Genomic DNA, 24,996 nt, shown 5'->3' on the forward strand with positions numbered 1-24,996 from the left:
CCATTCCAACCCTTTTTCGAGAGGCTGCCGCGGTCGGCGGCGCTTACGGCTTCAGCGCGGCGAGCTCTTTCTCGATCGCCGCCACTTCCGCCTTCGCCTCGACGAGCGCCTGCCGATATTGCGCGCTCGGCGGATACAAACTGCCTTGCTGCGCGCCGTTTCCATTGTATGCCCGAGCAATCGCGCCAAGCTTGGCGCGCGGCGCATCGCGCCCGCCGGTGAGGCGCCGCTCGAGCGCGACGAGCTTCGCCGAATCGGCACCGGTCGCGCCGGTGCGCCGCTGCCGAAGCGTCGCCGCCATCTGCTCGACCTTCACCTGCTGCGCTTGCACGTCGAGCAGAAAGGTTTCGCGCGCCTTGTGCTGCGCGACCGTCACCGGCAGCGCGGGATCACCGCGCACCTCGAACGTGCGGCTCGTCGTGTCGCCGTCGACGTCGAGCGTAACGGAGTATGTGCCCGGCGACACGTACGGTCCACGATTGCCGATCTCGTGCATCGGAATCGGCAGAGCAGGGCGGCCGCCGCGACCGCCGGTGGCTTCCTCACCGCCGCCACCGCCTTCCTCGCCGCCGCCGCGACCGGGCGTGGCCGGCGGCGGCTCATGGCGAAGATCCCACACGCTGCGATTGATCACGTCCGCCGCCGTCTTGCCGTCGACCGTGCGAATCACTTTTCCAGTCGGCCCGCGAACGACGAGCCGCACCTTCTGCGCGGGCTTGCTGAGCCAGTAGGTGAACGTCGCGCCGTCGGCGGGATTCTCCGCCGCGAAGAATCCTTGCGCCATGTTCGAGATGTCGTCCCAGTACTGCATGACGGTCGCCCGCGCGGGCGCGAACAAATACATGGACGTCGCTGCAATCCTGGGCGACCAGTCGGCGAGCGGCGTGGCGTCGTCGAGCACCCATAGCCCGCGGCCGTGCGTCGCGACCACGAGGTCGTGCGTCCGCGGCTGCACGACCATGTCGTAATAGATGGTCGTCGGCAAATTCGCGGTGAGCTGCGACCAGTGCGCGCCGGAGTCGCGGCTCACGAACAGATGCCGTTCGGTTCCGGCGAGCTCGAGGTTCGCCTTTCCAGGATACTCATAGATGCTGCGCACCGACGCGTCGCCGGGCAGGCCGTCCGTGATGCGCGTCCATGTCTTGCCGAAGTCGGTCGTGCGCGCGATGTACGGCGCGAAATCGCCGGAGCGGTGCGCGTCAAATGCCGCGTAGGCCGTTCCGCGCGACGCACTCGACGCAACCACGCGCGAGACGAACGTTCCGCTCGCGATGCCCGTCCCCGACGTGACCGCGGCGCTCACTTCCTTCCACGTCTTCCCGCCGTCCTGCGACACCTGCACGTTGCCGTCATCCGTGCCCACCCACAACACCTTCGCGTCGAGCGGCGACTCGGCGATCGTCGTCAGTTCGCTGCTCGTCGTTTCGCCATCGTTGCGCGAGATGCGAATGTCGCGGCCCTTCTTGCCCATGAGCGGAATCGTGTCGCGGTTCACCTGCCGCGTGAGATCTTCCGTCCGCGTCCACGTCACGCCGCGATCGTGCGAGATGAAGAGGCGATTCGCGCCGACGTATACCGTGCCCGGCGTATGCTGCGATGCGATCAGCGGCGCATCCCAATCCCAGCGATATGCCGAGTCGCCTCTAGGCGGGATCGGCTTGATGTCGTAGCGATCGCCGGTGATCGGATCGAAGCGCTGGACGTTGCCGTTCGTCGACGACGTATAGATGGTGTGGTAGCCGCTCTTGTCCACGGCTTGGCCGGTGCCGTCGCTCAACCCGATCTGCACCCAATCCTGATTCAGGATGCCGAGCCAGTGGCGCGTCGCGCTCGGACCCATCCACGAGTGGTTGTCCTGCAGCCCGCCGTAGATGAAGTACGGATCGCGATCGTCGACCGCGATGTGATAGAACTGCCCGATCGGGATGTTGTTCATCCGCACGTAGGTGTTGCCGAGATCGAAACTCTCGTTCAACCCGCCGTCGCCGCCGATGATGACGTGCCGCGTATCGCGGGGATCGATCCACATCGTGTGATGGTCGGTCTTGAGCCCGATGTCATACGCCGGCGACGTCGGCGCGCCCTCGAACGTGTTGCCGCCGTCTTCGCTTTTCACGATCGTGGTGCCCAGGATCCAGATGCGCTTGTCGGTCGTCGGATCGATGAACGGCGCGCTGTAATACATCGGCCGCGGATTCTGGCGGCTCACGCGCCTCCAGGTCGCGCCGGCGTCGTCGCTGCGGTACGTGCCGCTCTCCGTCGCATGTTCGATGAGCGCGACGACGACGTCCGGGTTGGATTTAGAGATTGCTAAACCGATGCGCCCTTTGTCGCCGGCGGGAATGCCTTTCTCGAGCTTGGTCCACGTCGCGCCGCCGTCCGTCGTCTTGTACAGCGCGCTACCGGGGCCGCCGCCGTTGAATCCGAATGCGCTGCGCAGACGCTGATACGTCGCCGCGTAGAGCACGTTGGGATTGCGCGGGTCCATCACCATGTCGGTGGCGCCGGTGAGCGTGTCGACGTAGAGAATCCGATTCCACGTTCTTCCGCCGTCGGTGGTCTTGTATACGCCGCGTTCGGGCGACGCCTTCCACAGATTTCCCACGGCCGCCGCGTACACGATGTTCGGATCGGTCGGGTGCACGATCACGCGACCGATGCTGGTCGTGTTCTCGAGCCCGATGTGCGTCCAGGTCGCGCCGGCGTCGGTGGTCTTATAGACGCCCGAACCCCATGACGACGACTGCCGGTTGTTCTGCTCGCCCGATCCCGCGTAGATGATGCGCGAGTTCGACGGCGCGATCGCGAGATCGCCGAACGTGTTCTCGGGCATCTTGTCGAAGATCGGAAACCAGAATGTGCCGCGGTTCGTGGTCTTCCAGATGCCGCCCGATGCCGCGGCGACGTAGATCGTCGCGGGGTCGGTGGGATCGACCTCGATGTCGTGAATGCGTCCACCGGTCGCGGCGGGGCCGATGTTGCGGAAGTGCAGGGAATCGAATGGCGACTGCTGGGCCGCTCCCGTCGCCGACAGCGACAGAAGCGACAGAAGCGCCAGCAGCGACGCGAAACGTGAATTGTGACGCAAGACGGAAACTCCGGTGGGGTGCGAGAGCGCGCTCTCGTGCAGCATCAATGCTGCGTCGTACCGCTCTTCTTCAAGTTCCTGCTCGGCACACTATACAAAAACCCCGTGTACTGCATCTCTTCCCACGTCTGGTCGCCCCAGTGCACGTCCTTCGTGGGATCGGGATTGTGCTTGTTCGCCACCGAGTTGTCGTACCACGCCATCGACTTGAGCTTGGCCCCAGCGGGAATCTCGAGCGGCTTGTCGAACAGGTAGTACGTCTGCCAGTTGAAGTCGTAGTGCGGCACGTCGAGCACGACTTCGCTCGTGCCGTCGGGCTTCTCGAGCGTGTAGCGCCACTTCACGCCGCGCAGATGCGTGTGCGGCAGCAAGCCCCAGATGCGCACGGGCTGCGTCGCGGTGATCTCGGACGGAACCGAGTCCTTGCCGCCCGCTGGGATCGTGAAGGATCCATTCGTGAACGCCGCCATCGAGATCTCTTCGTTCGGTGGCTCCGCCGCGAACTTGAAGCCCACCTTCGAGCGATCCATCATGTCGTGCCCCTTCGCCGTGTAGTGCATCTGGAACGTGAGGACCGTGCCCGCGCGAATCTTGAGCGCGGTGCCCTTTGCGAATTCCATCACGTTCGTGCCGGGCGCGGTGCCGCCGATCAAGGTGCCGAGTTGCCGCGGCGGTGCGTGAAGCGTGTCCTGGCGCGGTGGCTCGGGCTGCTGCCGATACGCGGGATTGCGCAAGAACAGCGGCTGCGGACGCGGCGTACCGGGTGGCGGGGCCGTCGGCGCGGATTGTTGCTGCGCGCCCGGCTGCGGCGGCGTGTAGGCGTAGACGAGAATGTGATGCACGACTTGCCGCGCGCCGGGCATGAATTCCATCGCCTGAATCCACTTGTCTTCGGTGAATCCCGTCGGCACCTGAAAGTACTGATACTCGATCGTGCCGCTCGCCGGTACATGGAACGACTCGGGCATCTCGACGATCGCGTCCGGTGTGCCGATCGACCAGCTCGTGGGATATACGGGCTTGGGCGGGAGATCCTTCGCGTCGCCGGCCTTGGCTCCCGCATCGATCCAGTCGAGAATCGTCTGCTTGTCCGCATCGCTCAAGCGACGATCGTTGCGGAAAACACCATGCGGACCCTCGGCATGCCAGGGCGGCATTGCGCCGGTCTTCACGGCGTCCCTGATCTCGTCGACGTGATCCGCCGCGCTGTCGTAGTCGAGCAGCGAGAACGGACCCTGGCCGCCGGGGCGATGACACATCGCGCAATTGTGGTAGACGATGGGCGCCACGTCCTTGGCGAACGTTGGGTCGGCGCGGTGCGCACCGAGTGGTCCGTTGGGAGAAGCGAGCACGACACCGGCGATCGTCAGCGTCGCGATACCGAGCAATGGAACGAGGGGGATCGAACCGGGGCGGGACGACGGCATTGAGAGCTCCTGGAGGTGAGCCAATCTAGCAAAAGAGTGGGAGCGCGGCGATATCGTCACAATCGGCCGCGCCTGCGTTGAGCCGAATCGGCGCTTTGGCGAGCGTGGCCGTTTTTGTCGGATCAGCGTCATTGCGGCCATCGTGATTCTTCGCGATCGTGCTGCATGTCGCGTCGCATTGGCATCCTTGGCTTCGAGAATCTTCAGGCGCTCGACCTCGTCGGCCCCGCGGACGTGTTCTGCTCCGACGCGCTGTCGGTGCCCGAATTCGCCGTCGACGGCGAGCCGCCGTACGAGCTCGTCGTGATCGGCGTCGACTCCAAGCACTTCACCGCGAGTAACGGCGTCGCGTTCACGGCGCGTCACGTGATTCCAACCAGTACCGAGCTCGATACGCTCATCGTCCCCGGCGGGAGCGGACTTCGCGCGGGCGGGCTGGCCGAGCGCGTAGCGAAATGGGTGAGCGGGCGAGCGACGAACATTCGGCGAATCGCGAGCGTGTGCACGGGGATCTATGGACTCGCACCGACCGGCCTCCTCGACGGCCGCGACGTCGCGACGCATTGGGGATTTGCCGACGACGTGCAGCGCCGATTTCCGAAGCTGCGCGTCGATCGCGACGCGCTCTTTCACAAGGCCGATCGCTTTTATACGTCGGCGGGCATCTCGGCCGGAATCGACCTCGCGCTGGCGATGATCGAAGAAGACCTGGGTCCGGAAGCCGCGCTCGCCGTCGCGCGCGAGATGGTCGTGTATCTCAAGCGCTCGGGCGGACAGAATCAGTACTCCGAGCCGCTGCGCTTTCAGGTCGAATCCAGCGATCGGTTCGCCGACATCGCCGCGTGGATTCCCACGCACCTGCGGGCGGATCTGTCCGTCGAGGCGCTCGCCCAGCGCGCCTGCCTGAGCGTTCGACAATTCTCGCGCGCGTTCAAGGATCGCTTCCAGGTCACGCCGGCGGTCTTCGTCGAGGAAGCGCGTCTCACGGAGGCCTGCCGCCGGCTCGCGGCTCGACGGTCGAGCGTGGAGGCCGTCGCGCGCTCGGTGGGATACGCGAGCGACGACGCGTTTCGCCGCGCCTTCGAGCGGCGCTTCGGAGTGTCGCCCAAACACTACCGCAGCCGATTCGACCTCGTCAGCAAACCGTTCATGTAAATCGACTGTCAGAGCCGGCGGTACCCAACACGCGTGACGCGGTGCACCTCTGGAGGACGGTCAATGTTCGAAGACTCACGATACGCGCTGCGTACGCTGCGCCGATCGCCGGCGTATAGCCTGGCGGCAATCCTCACCATCGGCCTTGGGATCGCCGCGAGCACGGCCATCTTCAGCATGGTCGACGGTGTGCTGCTGCGTCGCCTGCCGATTGGCGCGGGCAACCGCCTGGTGCATCTGACGCAGCCCTCGACGCAGTCGCCCGACGAAGGGTTCTCGGTGCTCGAGGTTCGTGCGCTCGCCGCCAACACGCAAACGTTTAGCGGCGTGGCGGAGTATCACAGCATGTCCTTTCAGTTATACGGGCATGGTGAACCGCTTCGCGTGCAGACCGGCGTCGTGTCCGACAAGTTCTTCGATCTGCTTGGCGTGAAGCCGTTGCTCGGCCGCACGTTCCTGCCGGGCGAGGAAGCAGTGGGTGCGCCGCCGGTCGTCGTGCTGACGCACACGTTCTGGATGGAACAGTTTCACGGCGATCCGTCGATCATCGGGGCGAAGTTCACGATGAACGACAAGGTGCACACGGTGGTCGGGGTCTTGCCGCCGATACCCAGCTATCCGAACAACGACGCGATGTTCATGCCCGCCGGGGCGTGCCCATTCCGTTCGGCGCCGGTCATGCTGAACGACTACGGCATGCGGATGGTCGGCGCGTTCGCGGTGCTCAAGCCTGGTGTCTCGCTCGAGCGCGCGCAGACGGAGCTCGCCGCGCTCGGCGGACGTTTTCACACGGTGCACCAGGAAGCGTACCCGGCGCCGCAGCGTTTTCATTTCGTCGCCGAGTCGGCGCGCGATGAGATGACTGCGCGGGCGAAACCAATTCTGCTCTTGCTCCTGGCGACGGCGGCGTTTCTGCTGCTGGCCGCGGTGGCGAACGTCGCGAACCTGAGCCTGTCGCGCCAAATGCGCCGCGCGCGAGAGATGGCGGTTCGCGTCGCACTCGGTGCGGGGAGCTCGGTCGTCTATCGTCAACTGGCGCTCGAGAGCTTGTACGTCTCGATCGCCGGGGGCGTGCTCGGCGTGGGACTCGCGGCGTCGGGGATCGGATTGCTGCGCGCCACCGCGACGCGTCTCACGCCGCGTGCCGGTGAGATCGGCATGAGCGTTCCGGTATTCACGTTCGCTCTCTTGCTGTGCGTGCTCTGCGCGTTGCTCATCGCGGCGGTGCCGTTCGTCCAATCGGCGCGCGGCGCGAACATCGCCGACGCCTTGAGACAGGGGAATACGGGCGCGATGGCGTCGCGCGGCGAGCATCGCATGCGCAACGTGCTCGTCGTCGCGCAAGTCGCGCTCGCCGTGGTGATGTTGATCGGCGCGGGCTTGATCGGCCGCAGTCTCTTGGAATTGCGGCGCGTCGACGCGGGCATCGACGTCAGCAACGTGCTCACGGCGCGGTTGTCGCTCAACTTCACGAAGTATCGCACGGCGAAGTCGACGCGCGATTTCGCCGACGCCACGCTCGATCGGCTCACCGGCATGCCCGGCATTTCGTCGGTCGCGCTCGCGAGCACGCTGCCGTTGGCGAATGCACGCGCGCAGGACATTCACTTTCAGATCGAGGGTGTGACGGGCGCGGCGACGACTGGTACGCCGCATTCGGATGCGACCCTCGTGAGTCCCGGCTACTTCAAGACCGTCGGTATTCCTCTCATTCGCGGCCGTGATTTCACACGCGCCGATCGAGATACGGTTATGCCTCTGGCGATCGTCAGCCAACGTCTCGCCAGGAACTATTGGCACGGGCGCGATCCTGTTGGGACGCGCATCAGTCCCGACAGCGGCAAGACGTGGCTCACGGTGGTTGGCGTAGTTGGCGACGTCCGCGTCACCGGATTGGACAAGGATGTGACGGACGAGATCTACCTTCCGATCGTGAGTCAGGGCGCCGGCGACCTGCGTGTATTCCTGCGGACGACGGGTGCCGTGCCGCCGGTGACCAAGGCATTGCGCGCGGCGATTCACGACATCGATCCGCAGCAGCCCGTGTCGTCGGTGCAGACGCTGGAAGAAGTGAAGGGAGCGCAGTTGGCGGAGCCGAGGTTGACGACCACGCTCTTGACCGTGTTCTCGATTGTGGCGCTGGTGTTGACGGCGACCGGCCTCGCGGGAGTGATCGGTTACGGGGTGACGCAGCGCCTGCCGGAGATCGCCATTCGTCTGGCGTTGGGCTCGAGCGGACGAAGGGTGTTGCTGCTCGTGATGCGGCAGGGCCTCACCATTGTCGCGGTGGGACTCGTGCTCGGCGTCGGCGTGGCGATGGCGACCGGGCGGCTGGTGACGAAGCTGCTGTTCAACGTCACACCGACCGATACGCTGACATATATGAGTGTTGTAATACTCATTCTGGCAACGGCGGCGGTTGCGTGCTTTCTCCCGTCGCGGCGCGCGTTGCGGGCGGATCCCGCGCAGGTGTTTCGGGGTGGGTGATCGCCGCCGTCATCCTGAGGCGCGGAGCGCCGAAAGGATCTCACCCGGTTGGATGCTCCCGATGCCGGGACCCGGATGAGATCCTTCGCTTCGCTCAGGATGACAACGGGCTCGTGGCGATCGCGCGCAGAATCGCGGTCCGAGACATCGTCCTGGTATACTGAATGGACCGTTTCTCCGGGTTGAAGCCGTGCGTGTGATGAGAGCCCGTCAGTTGGCCGTGTGTGGGTGCATGTGTGTGTGCGTTGTCGCTTCGATGTCACTCGTCGCCTGCGCGGGGCGGAGTACGACGACGACTCCGACGGCGGTTCCATCGACGCGCGCCGCGACGCGGACGCCGCTCGACGACGCGCGCCAGCTGGTCGTCGTGACGACGCCAGACTGGAACGCGACGAACGGCACGCTGCGCCGCTACACGCGCGTGACTGCCGGCGACGCGTGGCGCGCTGTCGATGACGCGGCGACTCCGGTCGTCGTGGGCCGCACCGGGCTTGCCTGGGGCACCGGCTTCGACGCCGACGCGAGCGACTCGGCACCGCACAAGCACGAGGGCGACGGACGGTCTCCCGCCGGCGCCTTTCCACTCGACACCGTCTTCGGGTTCGCGCCGACGAGCGATGCGTCGTGGGTGCGCCTGCCGTACGTGCAACTATCGCCGACGAGCGACTGCGTGGACGATACGGCGTCCGTGCATTACAACACCGTCGTCGATCGCGCGATGACCTCAGTGGTCGATTGGAATAGCGCCGAGCACATGCGGTCGATCCGGCAGTACGAGATGGGTGTGATCGTGGGGTACAACGCGACGCCGCCCCGCCGCGGACGCGGGTCGTGCATCTTCCTGCACATCTGGAACGGTCCGGCGTCGACCACCGCCGGCTGCACGGCGTTCGACGCGGGCGTGCTTCGGCGCGTGATCGCATGGCTCGATCCGCGGCAGCGTCCGATGCTGGTGCAGCTGCCCGCCGCCGCGTATGCCGGGCTGCGCGAGACGTGGTCCTTGCCGTAATTTAAATAAATGGAGTTATAAAATCATAACAATACAACCATAGGTAATCGCCTATGTTCGCTCGCCGTGTGGGCCGGTTCGCGGTGCTGGTCGGGGTCGTCCTCTCGGGCCGCCTTGCCGCGCAGCAGCCGCCCAACCCTGATTGGCCCAACCTCCAGAAGTACCGGCAGGCGAACGCCGAGCTGCCGCCGCCCGCCGCGGGAGAGCAGCGTGTGGTGTTCATGGGCAACTCGATCACCGAGGCCTGGGCGCCGTTCTTCGCGCAGCTTTTTCCCGGCAAGCCGTACGTCGGTCGCGGGATCAGCGGCCAGACCACCCCGCAGATGCTGATTCGCTTTCGCCAGGACGTGATCGCGCTCAAGCCCGCCGTCGTGGTGATTCTCGCGGGGACGAACGACATCGCCGGCAACACGGGCCCGTCGACGCTCGAGATGATCGAGGACAACATCGCGTCGATGACCGAGATCGCGCAGGCCAACGGCATTCACGTCGTGCTCGCGTCGGTGCTGCCGGTGTTCGACTATCCCTGGAAGCGCGGTCTCGAGCCGGCGCCCAAGGTGATCGCGCTCAACACGTGGATCAAGGCGTACGCGTCGCGGGTGCACGCGGCGTATGCCGATTTTCATTCCGCGATGGCCGACGAGCATGGCGGCATGCGCGAAGGGCTGTCGCGCGACGGAGTGCATCCCACGGAAGCGGGGTATCGGGTCATGGCGCCGATCGTTGAGGCGGCGATTGGGGAGGCGCTCAAGTCATCCTGACTCGGAGCGGCGGCGCCTCTTGACGCAGATCATCAATCCGTCGCATCGTACCTGCGGCGGCGATCCACGCCCAACCTCTCTCGATTCCGCCCCAGCCGGAATCCCGCGCGAGGCAAAGGGGGGCACACTCCCGGATGATGTCGTGATCATTGCGTCACCACGGTTGCTGCTGGGGAGAGGACCGTGGTGTACCCAATGGAGAACGACGATGCCCGCCAATAAGGGTCTCAAGCGCCTCGTGCGCGCCCGCATGCAGAAGACCGCCGAATCGTACACCGCCGCCCGCGCGCAAATCACGCGCAAGCCGAAAAAGAAATCCGCGGTGGCGCTCGCCGCCGCGAATCCCGCCGACTACGCCACGCTCGCCGGCATGAGCGACCAAGTCGTGAAGGACAAAACGGGATGCACCTGGACGCGCTGGGTCAAAGCGCTCGACCATCACGGCGCCGACACGATGTCGCACGCGGCGATCGCGAAACTCGTGCGCGACACGTACAAGGTTGGTCCATGGTGGGGCCAGATGGTCACCGTGGGTTACGAGCGCATCAAAGGCCTGCGTGCGCGCGGCCAACAGCGCGACGGCTCGTACGGCGCATCGAAATCGAAAACGTACAACGTGCCGATTGACACACTCTACGATGCGTGGGCCAGCGCCAGGACACGCAAACGTTGGCTCGATGATGCGGGTGTGAAAATCCGCACGGCGACGCGCCCCAAGTCGATGCGCCTCGACTGGCCGGACGGCGGCATCGTCGCGGTTGGCTTCTTCGCAAAGGGCGACGGCAAGAGCTCCGTCGCGCTCGAGCACACGAAGTTGCCGGATCGTGAGACGGTCGTACGCCTCAAGACCTATTGGGCCGAACGCCTGGACGCATTAGGCAAAGTCCTGCACGATTGATGCAGCAGGTCTCGAGCAAGAGGAGGTAGTTTCACATGCGCATCCCGTTGTTTCGCCGGCTGGTCTTCGCGGCGCAGATCGCCTTACCGTTTGCGGTCGGTGCGGCCCAGCAAGCGAAACAACCGGATCGCGCGAAGGTCGCGGCAACGTATTCGGTGGCGGGCACCGTGGCGGACCAGGACGGCAACGCGGTGCCGGACGCCGAGGTCAGCGTGCTCGAACACGACACGCGCGCTCGGCACGTCCGATCCGATTCCGCGGGCCGCTTTCAGTTCAGCGGATTGGTCTCGAACCCCGCGGTGCTCAGCGTTCGTCATTTCGGTTTCGCGCCGCGCGAGCTGTCGGTGACGATTCCTGACGCGACGCATCGCGCCTCGATCGTCGTGACGCTGGATCCGAGCGCCGCGGAGATCGACGGCATGTCGGTCACCGGCCAAGCCGATCGCGACGACGAGCGATTGCGCGCATTCAACGAGCGGCGCGCGACGAACAGCTTCGGCAAGTACATCGACGAGGAGCGCATTCGCCAGCGGCGACCGCAATTCATTAGCGAACTCTTACGCGAAGTGCCCGGCGTGAGCGCCTTCCCGGGCCGCCTCGGCAACACGGTGCGGATTCGCGGCTGTGCGCCACTCGTCTGGCTCGACGGCGTGCGCCTGCCCGGCGCGCAAATCGACGACGTCGCGCGTCCGCCCGACATCGCGGGGATCGAGATCTACAGCTCGTTCGCGGGAATTCCGTCGCAGTATTTCGATCGCTCGGCGACGTGTGGGACGATTCTAGTTTGGACTAAGGCGAAGTAGGCGTGTCGTAGGCGTATGGGCGTCGAGGCGTCGGGGCGTCGAGGCGTCGAGGCGTCGAGGCGTCGGGGCGGTAAGAACAAAGGGCGACGGAGAGATTCCGTCGCCCTTTGCAGTTCGCCCCGACGCCCCGACGCCCATGCGCCCCGACGCCGACGCGTAGCGCTACCGCGTCCCACACCCCGTCGTATACGTCGGCGCCGCCGTCGGATTCTTGTCCCAGTACATCCGCGTCGTGAAGACGTCGTCGCCGCCCATCTGTGTGATCGCGGCCTTCACCTGGCTCGCGTTCAACGCGTACTCGTTTGTCGAGTACTGCATGCGGCGCGGCACCGTGTTGATGATCGCGAACGGACCCGGCTTGAGCGTATTCGGCACACACGTGCGGCGCCACAATGCCCACGCCTGGCCGCCGTCCGTGAACAGCGCGACCCACTCTTGCTGCGCGATCTGCGACTCTCCCGCGACGCCGCTCTGATACGCAATGCTCGGCGCGGAGAGGAACGTGCTGATCTTCGACGCATCGGTCACGCCCCACTGCGTCATCGAGGCGGTGACTCCGGCGTTGTAGAAGCTTTGCGCCTGGCCCGCGCTCAAGCCGCCGATGCCACGCGCCGCGGCTTCGGCCTCGAGGAACGACACTTCCGCGTACGTGAGGATGTACGTCGGCGTCTTTTCACCCGTACCGCCGGTCACGCCGGCCGAGTTCACGGACGGCCAGAAGATCTTGCCGGGGCGTGAGCTGGTGTTGAAGTACGGCTGCGCCGTCGACTGCGTGAGCCCGTTCGGCATGCCCGCGTACTTCGTCGGATCGGCGACCGTGGGCTGCGCCCAGATCGGCATCCGCGGATCATTCGTCGCGAGCAGGATGTTCATGAACGTCTGCGACATCCGATGGTCGTCGCGCGTCTGGAAATTGCCCGACCAGGGATTGTTGTAGACGCCGTCGCCCGGCCAGTTGAAGACCGCCATGTCGGCGTTCGACGTGAACACGCCGCCCGGCGCCGCCAGCGCCGCTTGCACCTGCTGCGACGCCGTCGTCGGATCGACGTTCACGAGCTGCATCGCGAGACGCAGGCGCAGCGAGTTGGCGAACTTCTGCCACTTCGCGGGCGATCCGCCGTAAATCGGATCGGCGCTGCCGAGCGAGTTCGACGCGCTCGCCAGCGACTTCGACGCGGCATCGAGCACCTTGAAGAAATCGGCGTAGATGTCCTTCTGCGCGTCGTACTTCGGCGTGAATGTCGCACCCGCGCTGTCGCCCTGCAGCGCGCTGAAATACGGAATGTCGCCGAAGGTGTTCGTGAGATACGAGAACACCCAGGTGCGCAGGATCATTGCCGGCGCGGTGACGCCCGGATTGTTCGCCGCCGTGCCCTTGTCGACGACTTTCTTCAAGTCCTCGAGCTCGCTCGAATACGCGGGATCGAACCATCCCGACGTGGTGCCGGCCGCCGCGAGCAGACGCTTGTAGTCGTCTTCGTCGGGATATTGCACTTCGGCGAGATGCTGCGTGACCCACTCGATGCCGCGCAGGTCGTAGCCGTTCCCCATGTAGCGCGACACCGAGAGGCGCGCGGCCTCCGTGAACAGCGACGTGGCGGGGACGTCCTCCGGGCTGTTCGGGTTCACGTTGATGGACGTGAGCTTGTCGTTGTTGCAGCCCGCCGCGACCAGACCGAGGCCGGCGACGAGCGCGAAGAGTTTCGTCTTATTCGTCATGAGAGTTGTCTCCAGGGCTCGTTACGGCGTGACGCGGACGCTGACGCCGATGCTGCGTGCGCTCGGGATCGAGCCGTACTCCTGGCCCTGGTTGCCCGGGTCCTGGCTGTACGCGACTTCCGGATCGATGTTCGGGACCTTCGTCCAGGTGTGCAGATTCCGGCCGACGATCGCGATGTTCATCGAGTTCGCATGCAGGCGGTTGGCGAGGCGCGGCGAGAGCTCATAGCCCAGGCGCACTTCACGCAGCTTCACCCACGTGTCGTTGTAGATGTACGGATCGACCGACGGATAGATGTTCTGGAAATACTCTTCCGACGTCACCGTGTCGGTGTTCAGCTTGCCCGTGTTGACGTCGATGCCGTGCACGACGACGCCGGGCTTGTTCCAGTCCACCTCGCGTCCCTGCAGCGAATTCGCGAGCACGCCCGCGTATTCGCCCCACTGGTTCGTGACGCTGAAGATGTTGCCGCCCTTGTGGATGTCGATCAAGCCGCTGAGCGACCAGTTCTTCCACACGAAGCTGTTGTTCCAAGCGCCGACCCATTCCGGCTGGAAGTTGCCCATCACCTTCTTGGAGCCCGCTTGCGGCAGGCCGCCGTCGGTGAGGATCAAGCCCGTGGCACTGTCGCGCGCGAACGCGGTGCCGAACAGCGTGCCGTATGGCTCGCCTTCACGCGCTTCGACGTCGACGCCCCACGTGTTGCCGAGGCGGATGCGGCTGATGCCCGGGTAGAGGGTCACGACGCGGCTCGCGTTCTTCGCGAAGTTGAAGCCGGTCGTCCAGTTGAACCCATTGCTCATCTGCAGCGCCTGCACGGTGAGCTGCGCCTCGGCGCCTTCGTTCTTCACGCGGCCGGCGTTGATCACAACGGCGCCGAAGCCCGTCGCCGACGAGATCGACACCGGGAAGATCTGGTTGCGCGTGTTCTTGTCGTAGTAGCTCGCGTCGAGATCGACCCGGCCGTGCAGGAACGCGATCTCGACTCCGCCTTCGCTCGACCGTGTGAGCTCGGGCTTGAGGCTGGCGTTCGCGATCTGGTCGCTCAGCGTGAACTGCGGCTGGCCCTTGAACTGCGACGAGACGCCGGTGTACACGGTGCGCAGTTGGTACGGGCTCGCGTCGTTGCCCACCTGCGCCAGCGCGCCGCGCAGCTTGAAGTACGAGATGCCGTGGTTGGCGATGGACGGGAAGAGATCGCTGAGGACGAGCGACGTGTTCACCGAGGGATAGAAGTACGAGTTCTGGCCCTTTGGCAGCGTCGACGACCAGTCGTTGCGCGCGGTACCTTCGACCGTCCACCAGCTGTTGTACGTGAACGATGCCGAGCCGTAGGCGCTGTTCACCTGCCGGCGGCGATCGGTCTGCGAGTTCGCCAGCGCGATCGCGGCGTTCGAGACGTTGTAGATGCCCGGCGCCGAGATGCCCTGCGTCGACACCTGCGTCCAGTTGTACGTCTCCTTGCGGATGTTGCCGCCGAACGTGCCGTTCAGCGCGAGCTTGTTGTAGGTCTTGTTCGCGGTGAGCAGCGCTTCGCTGTTCGTCTCGTTGTTGTACTCGTTCGAGAGCGCGAAGCCGCCGTTGTACGACGGATTCACCGGCGCGCCGGTGATGTCCGCCGGGCTCCAGTCCTGCGCGATGTTCAGGCGATACCAGTCGGAGCCGGTGCGGCCCGTGAGGTTCAGCCAGTCGGTGATCTTGTACGTCGCCGAGACGTTGCCGAGCAGGCGATCGCGCGTGTCGTTCTCGGGATTGCCGTACATCAGGAAGTACGGGTTGTTATGAAAGTCGTAATTCCAGTTGTACTCGCGGCCGTCCGGGCCGTTGTTCAGCGCCGACGAGGCCTGCCAGTTCTGCTTGAGCTCACTGAGATTGACCTGGCGTCCGAACCACACGAAGCTCTCGAGAATGCTGTTCGAGTAGCCCTGGCCCGGGCGATTGCGGCCGCCGTTCCGGATGTAGTTCACCGTCGCGTCGGCGCTCAGGCGATCGGTCACCTGCAGCGTGCCCGTGAGGAGCGCGTTGGTTTTCTGGAGATACGTGCCCGGGATGATGCTCGAGTTGTTGTCGGTGCCGGCGGAGAGACGCGCATTCGCGCGGTCGGTGCCGCCGCTCACGGCGATCGTCGCGGAGGCGGTGTGCGCCGTCTGGAAGAACGACGCGACGTTGTCGGGATGCGCGACCCACGGACCGCCGTCGACGGCGTCGAACTGCTTGCACGGCACGCTCGTGTCGTACGTCGTCGTCTTCGGCTTGAAGATGCACCCCGACGTGCGGCCGTCGAGCTGCGGGCCCCAGCTCTGGTCGGCGCCGTCGTTCACGCCGTCACCCAGACCGTCGACATAGAGGAACTCGCCGCCGGCGCCCTGGCCGTACTGATTCTGATACGTGGGCAGCCGCGACGGATTGTCCCACGTGTAGAACGAGTTCGCGTCGACGCGCATGCGGCCGCCCGAGTTGCGGCCCGTCTTTGTCGTGATGAGGATGACGCCGTTCGCCGCGCGTGAGCCGTACAGCGCCGCGGCATTCGGCCCCTTGAGCACGGTCATCGACTCGATGTCGTCCTGATTGATGTCGTTGATCGCGCTGCCGAAGTCCCACCCGCCGTTCGCGCTGGCGCCGTGATCGATGTGCGACACGGGCACGCCGTCGACGATGAACAGCGGCGTGTTGTCGCCCGTGATCGAGTTGGCGCCGCGAATCGAGATGTAGCTCGAGCCGCCCGGCGTGCCGGTGCCCGTGATCTGAACGCCCGCGACCTTGCCCTCGAGCTGATCGACGATGCTCTGCGCCTTGGTCTGCGTCAAATCGCTGTTGCTCACCGTCTGCACCGCGGTGCCGAGCTGGCTCTTTTCCTTTTCCTGTCCGAGCGCGGTCACGACGATGCCTTGCAACTCCATCGCGGCGGCGCTGAGCATGAAGTCATGCGTGATCGAGGTGCCGGCGAGTCGGATCGTCGTCGACTTGGGCTCGAAGCCGATGCGGCGCGCGGTCAGCGTGACGGTCTGTCCCGCGATACGATTGCCGGGAAGGGTGAACGAGTAGCGTCCATTCGCGTCGGTCAGCGCACCGGCTGACATCGAGGGAATGCTGACGCTGACCGACGGCAGTGGGGCCGCGGACTCACTGGTGACGCGTCCGCTGATCGTCGTGCCTTGCTGTGCCGCGGCAAGTGTGGGGATTGCCCCCAGCAACAGCGCTGCGACCGCGAAGGCGGCGTGCGAGTTTCTGGACATGGCGTGTCGTTTCCTCGTTGAGTGAAACGGCCGGGCGTTCCGCACAGCATGTCGGCGGCGGCATGCACATGCGGTGACAGCTCGACCAGGGCTCCGAGTGGCTGCGCCGAGATGTGCGCAGCCTGTTACTGCGATGCAGTCGTGATGCAAGGGAATCGCAAGGGCACGGGCCGGTCAGGCCGTGACTCGGTGCGAGCAGGTAGCCTCACGATGCGAGTAACTAACCGGCGTGTAAGGGAACAGTCAACGGGTTCCCAACGGTCACAAATCGTTGCGTGGCAATCATTTACGTGTGAATTAAGCATCTGTTCGGCATGCCGGGCGAACACACTCTTTACAGTTTGCTCATCCCCCGCGCGCGCATATTCCCGCCATGCGCATCCTCGACTCGCGTCATCGGTTTGACCGGATTCACTCGTTCGCCGCCGCCCTCCTCACCCTCAGCATCGGGCACCAGACCACGCTCGGCGCACAGACCTCGGGGCCCACCACCCCCATCACCGGCACCGTCGTCGCCAGCAACATGAACGACAACACCGCGACGCTCGTCGACGCCGCGAGTGGACGTCCCATCGCGACGGTGCCCACCGGCGAAGGCCCGCACGAAGTCGCGATCTCGCACGACGGCCGCACGGCATGGCGTTTTTTCCCGGCGACCCCCTTGCCGCGGTGACGTCGGAGACGAGCGGCGCGGTGCTCGTGGTCGACGTGCGCGCGGCGCAGGTCACCGACACGATTCGCGGCTTCGGGCTGCCCTACCGCATGGCGATCGCGCCCAACGGTCGCGTGGCGGTGGTGAGCGATCCCGTCAAATCACAGATTCGCGTGTTCGACGCCGCGACGCATCATGAGCGTTTCCTAATCGACGTACCGAAGGACAGCGTCCTGAGCACTGGCGCCAATCGGCAACTGGTCGGATGGCGTTGGCTACTCGCCCATCGTGCAGAGGTAGGCGCGCTGGCGGTCGGGCCGACACATCATCCCGACCGACCGGAGCGAGGATGACCACGATTTTCAGCGATAGACCGTACTCATGTCCGGATATCGCGTCCCATTCGCGGCGCCGACAGGAAATACATCGTCGAGCCGCGACAGATCCTGCGCACTGAGTTGAATGTCGGCCGCACCGGCGTTCTCTTCGAGGCGCGCAATGCGTTTCGTTCCTGGAATCGGTACGACGTCGTCACCGCGCTCCATCACCCAGGCGAGCGCGAGTTGCGCGGCACTCACGCCCTTGTCCTTGGCGACGCGCTCGACTTCAGCGACGAGGTCCAGATTCTTCGCGAAGTTCTCGCCTTGAAAGCGAGGGTTGCGCCGCCGAAAATCATCCGCCGGCAGATCGTCGAACGATTTGAACTGGCCGGTGAGAAAACCGCGGCCGAGCGGGCTGTACGCCACGAAACCGATTCCCAGCTCGCGCACGGTATCGAGCACACCGTTCTCCTCGACATCGCGGGTCCAGAGTGAATACTCGGTCTGGAGCGCCGTGATGGGGTGCACGGCATTCGCACGGCGAATCGTGTCGGGGGCGGCCTCGGACAAACCGAGGTGTTTCACTTTGCCGGCCTTCACGAGCTCCGCCATCGCGCCGACGGTGTCCTCGATCGGCACCTTGGTGTCGACACGATGCTGATAATACAGATCGATATGATCGATGCCGAGTCGCTCGAGCGACGCGTCGCACGCCTTGCGAACGTAGTCCGGGTCTCCGCGAATGCCCAGGAATTGACCGGCTTCGCCTCGAACGCTGCCGAACTTCGTCGCGACTACCACGCGATCGCGACGACCTGCGATCGCTTTGCCCACCAGCTCCTCGTTCCTGAACGGGCCGTACATGTCGGCCGTATCCAGAAAGTTGATGCCGAGCTCCAGCGCGCGATGAATCGTCGCGATCGACTCGCGATCGTTGCCCTCGCCGTAGAACTCACTCATCCCCATGCAGCCGAGTCCGATCGCGGACACTCGTAATTGAGCTCGGCCAAGCGTTCGCATTTGCATCTCTCGCATGCTCCCGATCCGAAGTGACCTCGTTTGAGATCATACGGAGGGCGAGAAATGCGTAGCGTGCTCAGTCGTAGCGCAACGCGTCGACCGGATCGATTCGCGCCGCGCGGCGGGCCGGGACGTAGCTCGCCACCAGCGCCACGCACGCCAACAGCACCGCGACGCCGGCGAAGCTCGCGGCATCGAACGGCGACACGCCGACGAGCAGCGTGCGCAACGTTCGCGTGACGGCCAACGCGCCGGCCAGCCCGATCGCGATACCGATCGCCCCCAGCAGCGCGCCGTGGCCGACGATGAGTCGCAACACGTCGCCGCGCTGCGCGCCGAGCGCCACGCGCACGCCAATTTCCTGCGTGCGCTGCGAGACGGCGTACGAGATCACGCCGTACACGCCAACGGAGGCGAGCACGAGCGCAATCGCCGCGAACGCGGCGAACATCTTTCCGTAGAGCGCCTGCTGCCAATACGAACGTTCGATGTTCGCGTCCATGGTGAGCACGCGATACGCCGCGACGAGGGGATCGCTCTGCTTGAGTGCCGCGAGCACGGTCTTGGTGGCCGCGCTGGGATCGCCCTGCGTGCGCACGACGATCGCCGCCGAGTTCCAGCCGCCCTGGCGATATGGCATGTATCCCTGAAAGTCGGGCGCCGACGTGAGCTGCCGGTCCTTGATGTCCGGCGTGACGCCGACGATGGTGTTCCAGCGGTGCGTGGTCGCGCTGGCCGCGTTGAAGTCGAATCGTTTGCCGAGCGCCGCCTGCGTTGATCCCCAATACTTCTCGGCCATGTGCTGATTGATCACGGCGACGCGGCCCGTCTCGCCGCTATCCGCCCATTCCTGCTGCGTGAACATGCGCCCGGCGATGATCGGCACGCGGAGCGTCTCGAGGTACCGCGGTGAGACCCAGCGGATCTCGAGCAGCGGCTCGGAGCCAAGCTTGATGTCCTGTCCCTCCGGGAGGAAGAAGCTGTTGTTGTTGTTGCCGCTGAGCGGAATGTTGTTCGCGATCGACGCGGAGACGATACCCGGCTGGGCGTTGAGACGCGCGAGAAATGGATCGAAGAAGTTGAAGCGCTTGTACGACGAGTCGTACGACGGACCGGAAAGTGTGACGCGCATCGTCAACAGGTGGCTCGCATCGAAGCCGGGCTTGATGCTCTGCATTCCGAGAAAGCTGCGAACGAGCAGCGTCGCGCCAACCAGCAAGACGAGTGACAATGCGACTTCGCCAATGACGAGACTCGAACGCAGTCGTTGCCGCGCACGCCCGGCGCTCGCGCCGCGGGCGCCGGCATCGCGCAGCGTCTCATTCAAATTGGGGTTCGCGGCCTGCAGGGCGGGGACGAGTCCGAACAGAAACCCCGTGCCCACCGCGACGGCGACCGTGAACAACAGCACCGGCCCATCGATCGTGAAGTGCATCCAGAACGGGATTCCGCCCAGAATGTTCGCCTTGATCCACTGCAGGAACGCGTACGCGAACGCGACGCCGAGCGTCGCGCCGGCGAGCGCGACGACAATACTTTCGGTGAGCATCTGGCGAATCACGCGCCACCCGTCGGCGCCGAGCGCGACGCGTACGGCCATCTCCTTCGATCGCGCGGCGGCGCGCGCCAGCAGCAGGTTCGCTACGTTCGCGCACGCGATGAGCAGGACGAACGCGACCGACGCCATCATGATCATGAGCGCGGGCCGCGCGTCGCCGGCCTGAAAGTCGCGCAATGTCTGCACCTCGACCCCCCAGCCCGTATTCGAGGCGGGGTACAGCGCCTCGAGCTCGCGGCCGATGCGTGAGAGATCGGCGCGCGCCTGCTCGATGGTGGACCCGGCCTTCAGACGGCCGATCACCTGCCATGAATGATTGCCGCGATTCTGGACGGGATCCGTTCGGAGCGGCGTCCATGCCTGCGCGGACGCCGGGAACTCGAAGTCGGGCGGCATGACGCCGATCACGGTGTAGGGCTGGCCATTCACCATCACCTGCCGGCCGACAACGTCGCGGCGCGCGTTGAAACGCTCGCGCCATAAGCGATCGCTAATGAGCAAAACCTTACGGCCTCCGACGCGATCTTCCTCCTCGAGAAAATCGCGCCCGAGCGCCGGGGCAATGCCGAGCACGTGAAACATCGTCCAGGAGACGGAGCCGCCCTCGATGAAGTCGGCGCCGTCGCCGCTCGCCAGATTGAACGACGCTCCCGTGTACGCACCAGCGCTCTCGAGTGACCGATTCTCGGCTTGCCAGCTCCGAAAGTTCGGGTACGACACGGAGTTCATGTGCCAGCCGCGCGTGCTCGATTCACCGATCGCGACCAGCTCGTCGGGATTCCGATACGGAAACGGCCGCAGCAAGAACGCGCGAACGCAGCTGAAGATCGTCGCGTTCACTCCGATGCCGAGCGCCAGGCAGATCACGGCGGCAACGGTGAACGCAGGGTTCTTCAGCAGCGTGCGAATGGCAAACCGAACATCCTGAAGCATCGTCGTGGCCGCGAGGGTGATGTCTGGCGGTCAGACAGCACGACGTGCGCGTTGGTTTGTGTCTAGCGAATCCGCTGAGGCCCGCGGAACCGCCGCTCGCGATCGAAGTCCAGCCGATCACGCAGGCGATCGAGCGTGCGTTCACGCGAACGGGCGCTCACACGGTCGGCAACACGTTCGCGGGAGCGGAGCTCCAGTCTGCGCTCAGACACGCGATCCGCCGCACGCTCGATCGCGCGTTCGCGGTCCCGGTCGGCGTGCTCGCGCGCACGTTCGGCGCGCTCGACGGCGCGTTCCTGCTGGCGCGCGCCTCGCTCGGCGTCGGAGGGCCAGGAATATCGTTGCGCGTGCGCCACGGCCGGCAGCGCCGCGACGCCGATAATCGCCATCCACGACAGGATCGCCGGTCTGAATCGCATGGAAGCTCCGTAGAGGTGAGTGTGACTAGCTGGTAGGACAACGCGACGGCGCATTTGGTTGATCCGGCCGTGACGCATCGGAAACCACAAGCCGGGAGGTACCGTACGGCCAGTCGAACCCCCGACCAGGCCACTTCATGTCGCTTTCGCATTCGCTCACGTACGCGTGGCGTTCCCTGCGTCGCGCGCCCGTCTTCGCGGCGGCCGTTGTGTTGACGCTGACCGTCGGCATCGGTGCGGCGACGACGATCTTTACCATCGTGGACGGCGTACTCCTGCGTCCGCTTCCCTACGGGCAGCCGGATCAGCTGGTCGGTGCATGGCACGACATGCCCGCGCTGTCGTTGAAGCATGCCGAGCAAACGGAAGGCACGTACTACACGTACAAGCGCTTTGCGCATTCCATCCAGGACATTGCGGAGTACAGCGGTGGGTCGGCGAGCATCACCGATCCCGACGGCCACGCCGATCCGCAGCGCATCCAGGTGGTGTGGGCGACGGCCAATCTGTTTCCGCTTCTGCGCGTCGCGCCGCTCGTCGGACGTACGTACACCAACGCGGAGGACGCTCCGAAGGGCGCGAAAGTCGTCGTGCTCAGTGAAGGACTCTGGCGCACTCGATTCGGCGGGAATCGCGACGCGATAGGTAAACACGTCGTCATCAACGGCAGACCGTACGAGATCATTGGCGTCATGCCGTCGCGCTTTCGCTTCCCCGACGCCGGAACGCAGCTGTGGCTGCCGAGTCAGCTCGATCCCAACGACGCATTCCCCGGCGGCTTCAGGTACGATGCCGTCGCGCGGCTCAAGCCTGGCGTCACGATTCAGGCGGCCGAGCGTGATTTCGCGAGCGTGCTGCCGCGGATGGTCGAGATTTTCCCGAACGTCGGCCCCGGAATTCCGACGAGCATGCTGCTCGATCAGGCGAGGCCGGTGCCGCGTCTCGTTCCGCTGCGCGAAGACATCGTCGGCGACGTCGCGCGGACCTTGTGGATCGTCGCGGCGACGGCGGCGCTCGTGCTGCTCGTCACGTGCGCGAACGTGGCGAACCTGCTGCTCGTGCGCGCCGACGGGCGACATCGTGAATTGTCGGTTCGTTCCGCGCTCGGCGCAGGCCGTGGTCAGGTGCTCGCGCACTTCTTCACGGAGTCCGCATTCCTCGCCATCGTATCGTCGGTCCTCGCGCTCGGCGCGGCGACGATCGGCATTCGTCTGCTCGTCAGCGCCGGCCCTGCCGAGCTTCCGCGGTTGAGTGAGATCTCGATCGGCGTTGCGTCGATTGTGTTCACGATCGTCGTCGCGGCGTTCGTGTCCGTTGCGTGCAGCATCATTCCCGCCGTGCGATTCCTGCGCAGCGACGCGCTCGGCGGTCTGCGCGAGGGTGGTCGCAGCGGCACGGCCGGCAGCTCGCGCCAGCGCGCGCGCAGCGCATTGGTCGCGGCGCAAATGGCGTTCGCGCTCGTGGTGCTCGCGGCGTCCGGATTGCTCTTTCGCAGTTTTCAGCGATTGCATGCCGTGAAGCCGGGCTTCAATCCCGACGGCGTCGCGACGCTCTGGCTCTCGCTGCCGGTCGCGCGGTATTCGAGCGACACGGCGGTAGTGCAGTTCTACATGCAGCTTGCGCGACGCGCCGCCGAGATTCCCGGGGTGCAGGCGGTTGGCGTCACGTCGCGATTGCCGTTGGTGGAACATGGTCGCGACAACGATCCGTTCTATGTCGAAGGGGACGCGAGCAACAGCAAGGCGATTCCGCCGTTGCAACTCTACACGACGGTCGACTCGGGCTATTTCCGCGCGATGGGCCTGCCGCTCCTCGCCGGGCGAACGTTCGCGCGCATCGATGATCCGAATCACGGGAATGACGCAGTCATCAGCCAGGAGACGGCGAGACAGTTCTTCCACGATTCCACCGGCCGCACGGCGCTCGGAAAACGTTTTCGCACGCTGCCCAGCGGCGCGTGGCACACCGTCGTCGGGGTGGTCGGCTCGGCGCGCGATACGTCGCTTGCGTCGCCGCCCACGCCGGCGGTCTACCTGCCTGAGTCGATCTCGAGCGACACGATCGTCGGTGGTGTTGCTCGAAACATGGCGCTCGTCGCTCGCACGAATGGCGACGTCGACGCGGTGAGCCGGGCGATGCAGCGCCTCGCGCGCGATCTCGATCCATCGCTGCCGACCTATGAAGTTCGCTCGATGCGCGCGATCATGAATGCGTCGATCGCGCCGCTCTCGTTCACGATGATCGTGCTCGGCGTCGCGGCTGGGGTGACGCTGGTGCTGGGCGTCGTTGGCCTCTACGGCGTGATTGCCTACATCGTCACGCTGCGCACGCGGGAGATCGGTGTGCGCATCGCACTCGGCGCGCAGCCCGGCGCGGTGATGGCGATGGTGACCAAGCAGGGCCTTGCCCTAAGCGTGCTAGGGGTCGGCGTCGGGCTCGTGCTGTCGCTCGTCACGGCGCGCTTTCTTCGCGCCCTCCTCTTCGAGGTGGCGCCGAGCGATCCGTTGACGCTCGGCGGCGCGTCGGTGACGCTGGTGCTGCTGGCGCTGCTCGCGAGCTGGATCCCGGCGCGGCGAGCAGCGCGGGTGAATCCTACGGAAGCGTTGCGGGCCGACTAGCGGAATCCATCGCCGGTGTCGCGGGGACCGCCGCCTTGAAGTGAATACCGAAGCCCGCGCCTTGCGGGTCGATGACGACGGCGACGCGATCGCCGCCGGGTACATCCATCGGCGGAAGGATGACGGTGCCGCCGGCTTTGCCGGCGCGCTCGGCGGCGGCGTCGGCGCTGTCGGGCACGCGCGCGTAATGCAGCCAATGGTGCGGCGCGCCTGGCGTGGCGTTCATCATGCCGCCGTAAATGAATCGGCCGCGGCCGTACATCTGATAAACGCCCATGGGGCCCATGTCGAACTCGCCCGTCTTTTCCCAGCCGAACAGCGCGTTGTAGAACGCGAACGCCGCGGCCGCATCGGTCGTCGAGAGCTCGTGCCACGAGAACTCGAATGCCTGCGGATCGCCTTCGGGCGAGAGCGGATTTTCACTGGTGACGATGGCGAAGGCGATGCCTTGCGGGTCGCGCATCATCGCGAAGCGGCCGACGCCTTGAACGCTTTGCGCCGGGCCAAGCATGCTGGCGCCGAGCTTGGTGGCTTGCTCGATGGTGGCGTCGACGTCGCTCACTTCGACGTAGGCGGACCAGCTTGGAGGCGCACCCATCGCGGCGGCTTCGGGTGGAATCTTCATCAAGCCGGCCACGGGAATGTCGCCGTTGGAGAAGAGGGTGTAGTCCATTGCGCCGTCGCCCCAATCCTTGGTCGTCCAGCCAACGACCTCGGAGTAGAACTTCTTGGCCGCGTCGGTGTTGCTGGTCATCAATTCGTTCCAGCTGAACCGGCCGTGGTCGCCCTGATTGGCCATGGTGTACTCCGTTGGAAAAGGGTTGTCGCTAGGAGCAGGGGGCCTACACGATAGCCACTCCCGGATCAGGGGCAAGTCGGGAAATTGTGAAGA

General features: G+C 65.3%; 17 protein-coding genes. 9 read left to right on the forward strand and 8 right to left on the reverse strand.

The genetic code is table 11. The features are described 5' to 3' along the window. Positions 1–43 precede the first annotated feature (43 nt). Positions 44–3,088 (reverse strand): hypothetical protein, encoded by a 3,045-nt coding sequence (locus tag VN706_15340; protein HXT17014.1) that lies wholly within the window; start codon positions 3,086–3,088, stop codon positions 44–46. A 44-nt stretch (positions 3,089–3,132) separates the two neighbouring features. Next, positions 3,133–4,515: a cytochrome c gene (locus tag VN706_15345; protein HXT17015.1), complete on the reverse strand. Its 1,383-nt coding sequence runs from the start codon at positions 4,513–4,515 to the stop codon at positions 3,133–3,135. 165 nt (positions 4,516–4,680) lie between these two features. On the opposite strand from VN706_15345, the gene VN706_15350 reads away from it, so the two are divergent. The 6 genes from VN706_15350 (at position 4,681) to VN706_15375 (ending at position 11,628) form a co-directional block, all read left to right on the forward strand. Then, positions 4,681–5,670 (forward strand): helix-turn-helix domain-containing protein, encoded by a 990-nt coding sequence (locus tag VN706_15350; protein HXT17016.1) that lies wholly within the window; start codon positions 4,681–4,683, stop codon positions 5,668–5,670. Between the two features lie 63 nt (positions 5,671–5,733). Beyond that, on the forward strand, positions 5,734–8,157 hold the full coding sequence (locus tag VN706_15355) for an ABC transporter permease (protein ID HXT17017.1): 2,424 nt from the start codon (positions 5,734–5,736) through the stop codon (positions 8,155–8,157). Positions 8,158–8,413: 256 nt separating this feature from the next. Next, positions 8,414–9,166, forward strand: a complete 753-nt coding sequence (locus tag VN706_15360) for a hypothetical protein (GenBank protein HXT17018.1) — start codon at positions 8,414–8,416, stop codon at positions 9,164–9,166. 53 nt (positions 9,167–9,219) lie between these two features. Continuing rightward, positions 9,220–9,927, forward strand: a complete 708-nt coding sequence (locus tag VN706_15365; protein HXT17019.1) for an SGNH/GDSL hydrolase family protein — start codon at positions 9,220–9,222, stop codon at positions 9,925–9,927. Between the two features lie 208 nt (positions 9,928–10,135). Then, positions 10,136–10,825, forward strand: a complete 690-nt coding sequence (locus tag VN706_15370) for a hypothetical protein (protein ID HXT17020.1) — start codon at positions 10,136–10,138, stop codon at positions 10,823–10,825. A gap of 35 nt (positions 10,826–10,860) precedes the next feature. After that, on the forward strand, positions 10,861–11,628 hold the full coding sequence (locus VN706_15375; GenBank protein HXT17021.1) for a TonB-dependent receptor: 768 nt from the start codon (positions 10,861–10,863) through the stop codon (positions 11,626–11,628). Between the two features lie 162 nt (positions 11,629–11,790). On the opposite strand, the gene VN706_15380 is transcribed toward VN706_15375, so the two are convergent. Both VN706_15380 and VN706_15385 read right to left on the reverse strand, forming a co-directional pair. Continuing rightward, a complete protein-coding gene (locus VN706_15380; protein HXT17022.1) occupies positions 11,791–13,347 on the reverse strand; it encodes a SusD/RagB family nutrient-binding outer membrane lipoprotein in 1,557 nt (518 codons plus the stop codon). A 21-nt stretch (positions 13,348–13,368) separates the two neighbouring features. Next, the gene (locus VN706_15385) at positions 13,369–16,584 is read right to left on the reverse strand and encodes a SusC/RagA family TonB-linked outer membrane protein (GenBank protein ID HXT17023.1); all 3,216 of its coding nucleotides are present in this window, start codon (positions 16,582–16,584) and stop codon (positions 13,369–13,371) included. A gap of 373 nt (positions 16,585–16,957) precedes the next feature. On the opposite strand from VN706_15385, the gene VN706_15390 reads away from it, so the two are divergent. Then, complete coding sequence (locus VN706_15390) at positions 16,958–17,257, forward strand: hypothetical protein (protein ID HXT17024.1); 300 nt, start codon at positions 16,958–16,960, stop codon at positions 17,255–17,257. Beyond that, a complete protein-coding gene (locus VN706_15395) occupies positions 17,221–17,589 on the forward strand; it encodes a hypothetical protein (GenBank protein HXT17025.1) in 369 nt (122 codons plus the stop codon). Before VN706_15390 ends, VN706_15395 begins: the two co-directional genes overlap by 37 nt. Before the next feature lie 9 nt (positions 17,590–17,598). Here VN706_15395 and VN706_15400 read toward each other — a convergent pair whose 3' ends face one another. From VN706_15400 to VN706_15410, 3 genes are all read right to left on the reverse strand, one after another. Then, positions 17,599–18,591: an aldo/keto reductase gene (locus VN706_15400; protein ID HXT17026.1), complete on the reverse strand. Its 993-nt coding sequence runs from the start codon at positions 18,589–18,591 to the stop codon at positions 17,599–17,601. Between the two features lie 61 nt (positions 18,592–18,652). After that, positions 18,653–21,067, reverse strand: a complete 2,415-nt coding sequence (locus tag VN706_15405; GenBank protein HXT17027.1) for an ABC transporter permease — start codon at positions 21,065–21,067, stop codon at positions 18,653–18,655. 62 nt (positions 21,068–21,129) lie between these two features. Next, positions 21,130–21,486, reverse strand: coding sequence for a hypothetical protein (locus VN706_15410; protein ID HXT17028.1), 357 nt, complete (start codon positions 21,484–21,486; stop codon positions 21,130–21,132). 137 nt (positions 21,487–21,623) lie between these two features. On the opposite strand from VN706_15410, the gene VN706_15415 reads away from it, so the two are divergent. Beyond that, a complete protein-coding gene (locus tag VN706_15415) occupies positions 21,624–24,104 on the forward strand; it encodes an ABC transporter permease (GenBank protein ID HXT17029.1) in 2,481 nt (826 codons plus the stop codon). Here VN706_15415 and VN706_15420 read toward each other — a convergent pair. After that, positions 24,079–24,903: a VOC family protein gene (locus tag VN706_15420; GenBank protein ID HXT17030.1), complete on the reverse strand. Its 825-nt coding sequence runs from the start codon at positions 24,901–24,903 to the stop codon at positions 24,079–24,081. The genes VN706_15415 and VN706_15420 overlap by 26 nt on opposite strands. Between the last annotated feature and the right edge of the window lie 93 nt (positions 24,904–24,996).

Source organism: Gemmatimonadaceae bacterium (assembly GCA_035606695.1).
In the GTDB taxonomy this organism is placed as follows: Bacteria; Gemmatimonadota; Gemmatimonadetes; order Gemmatimonadales; family Gemmatimonadaceae; genus JAQBQB01.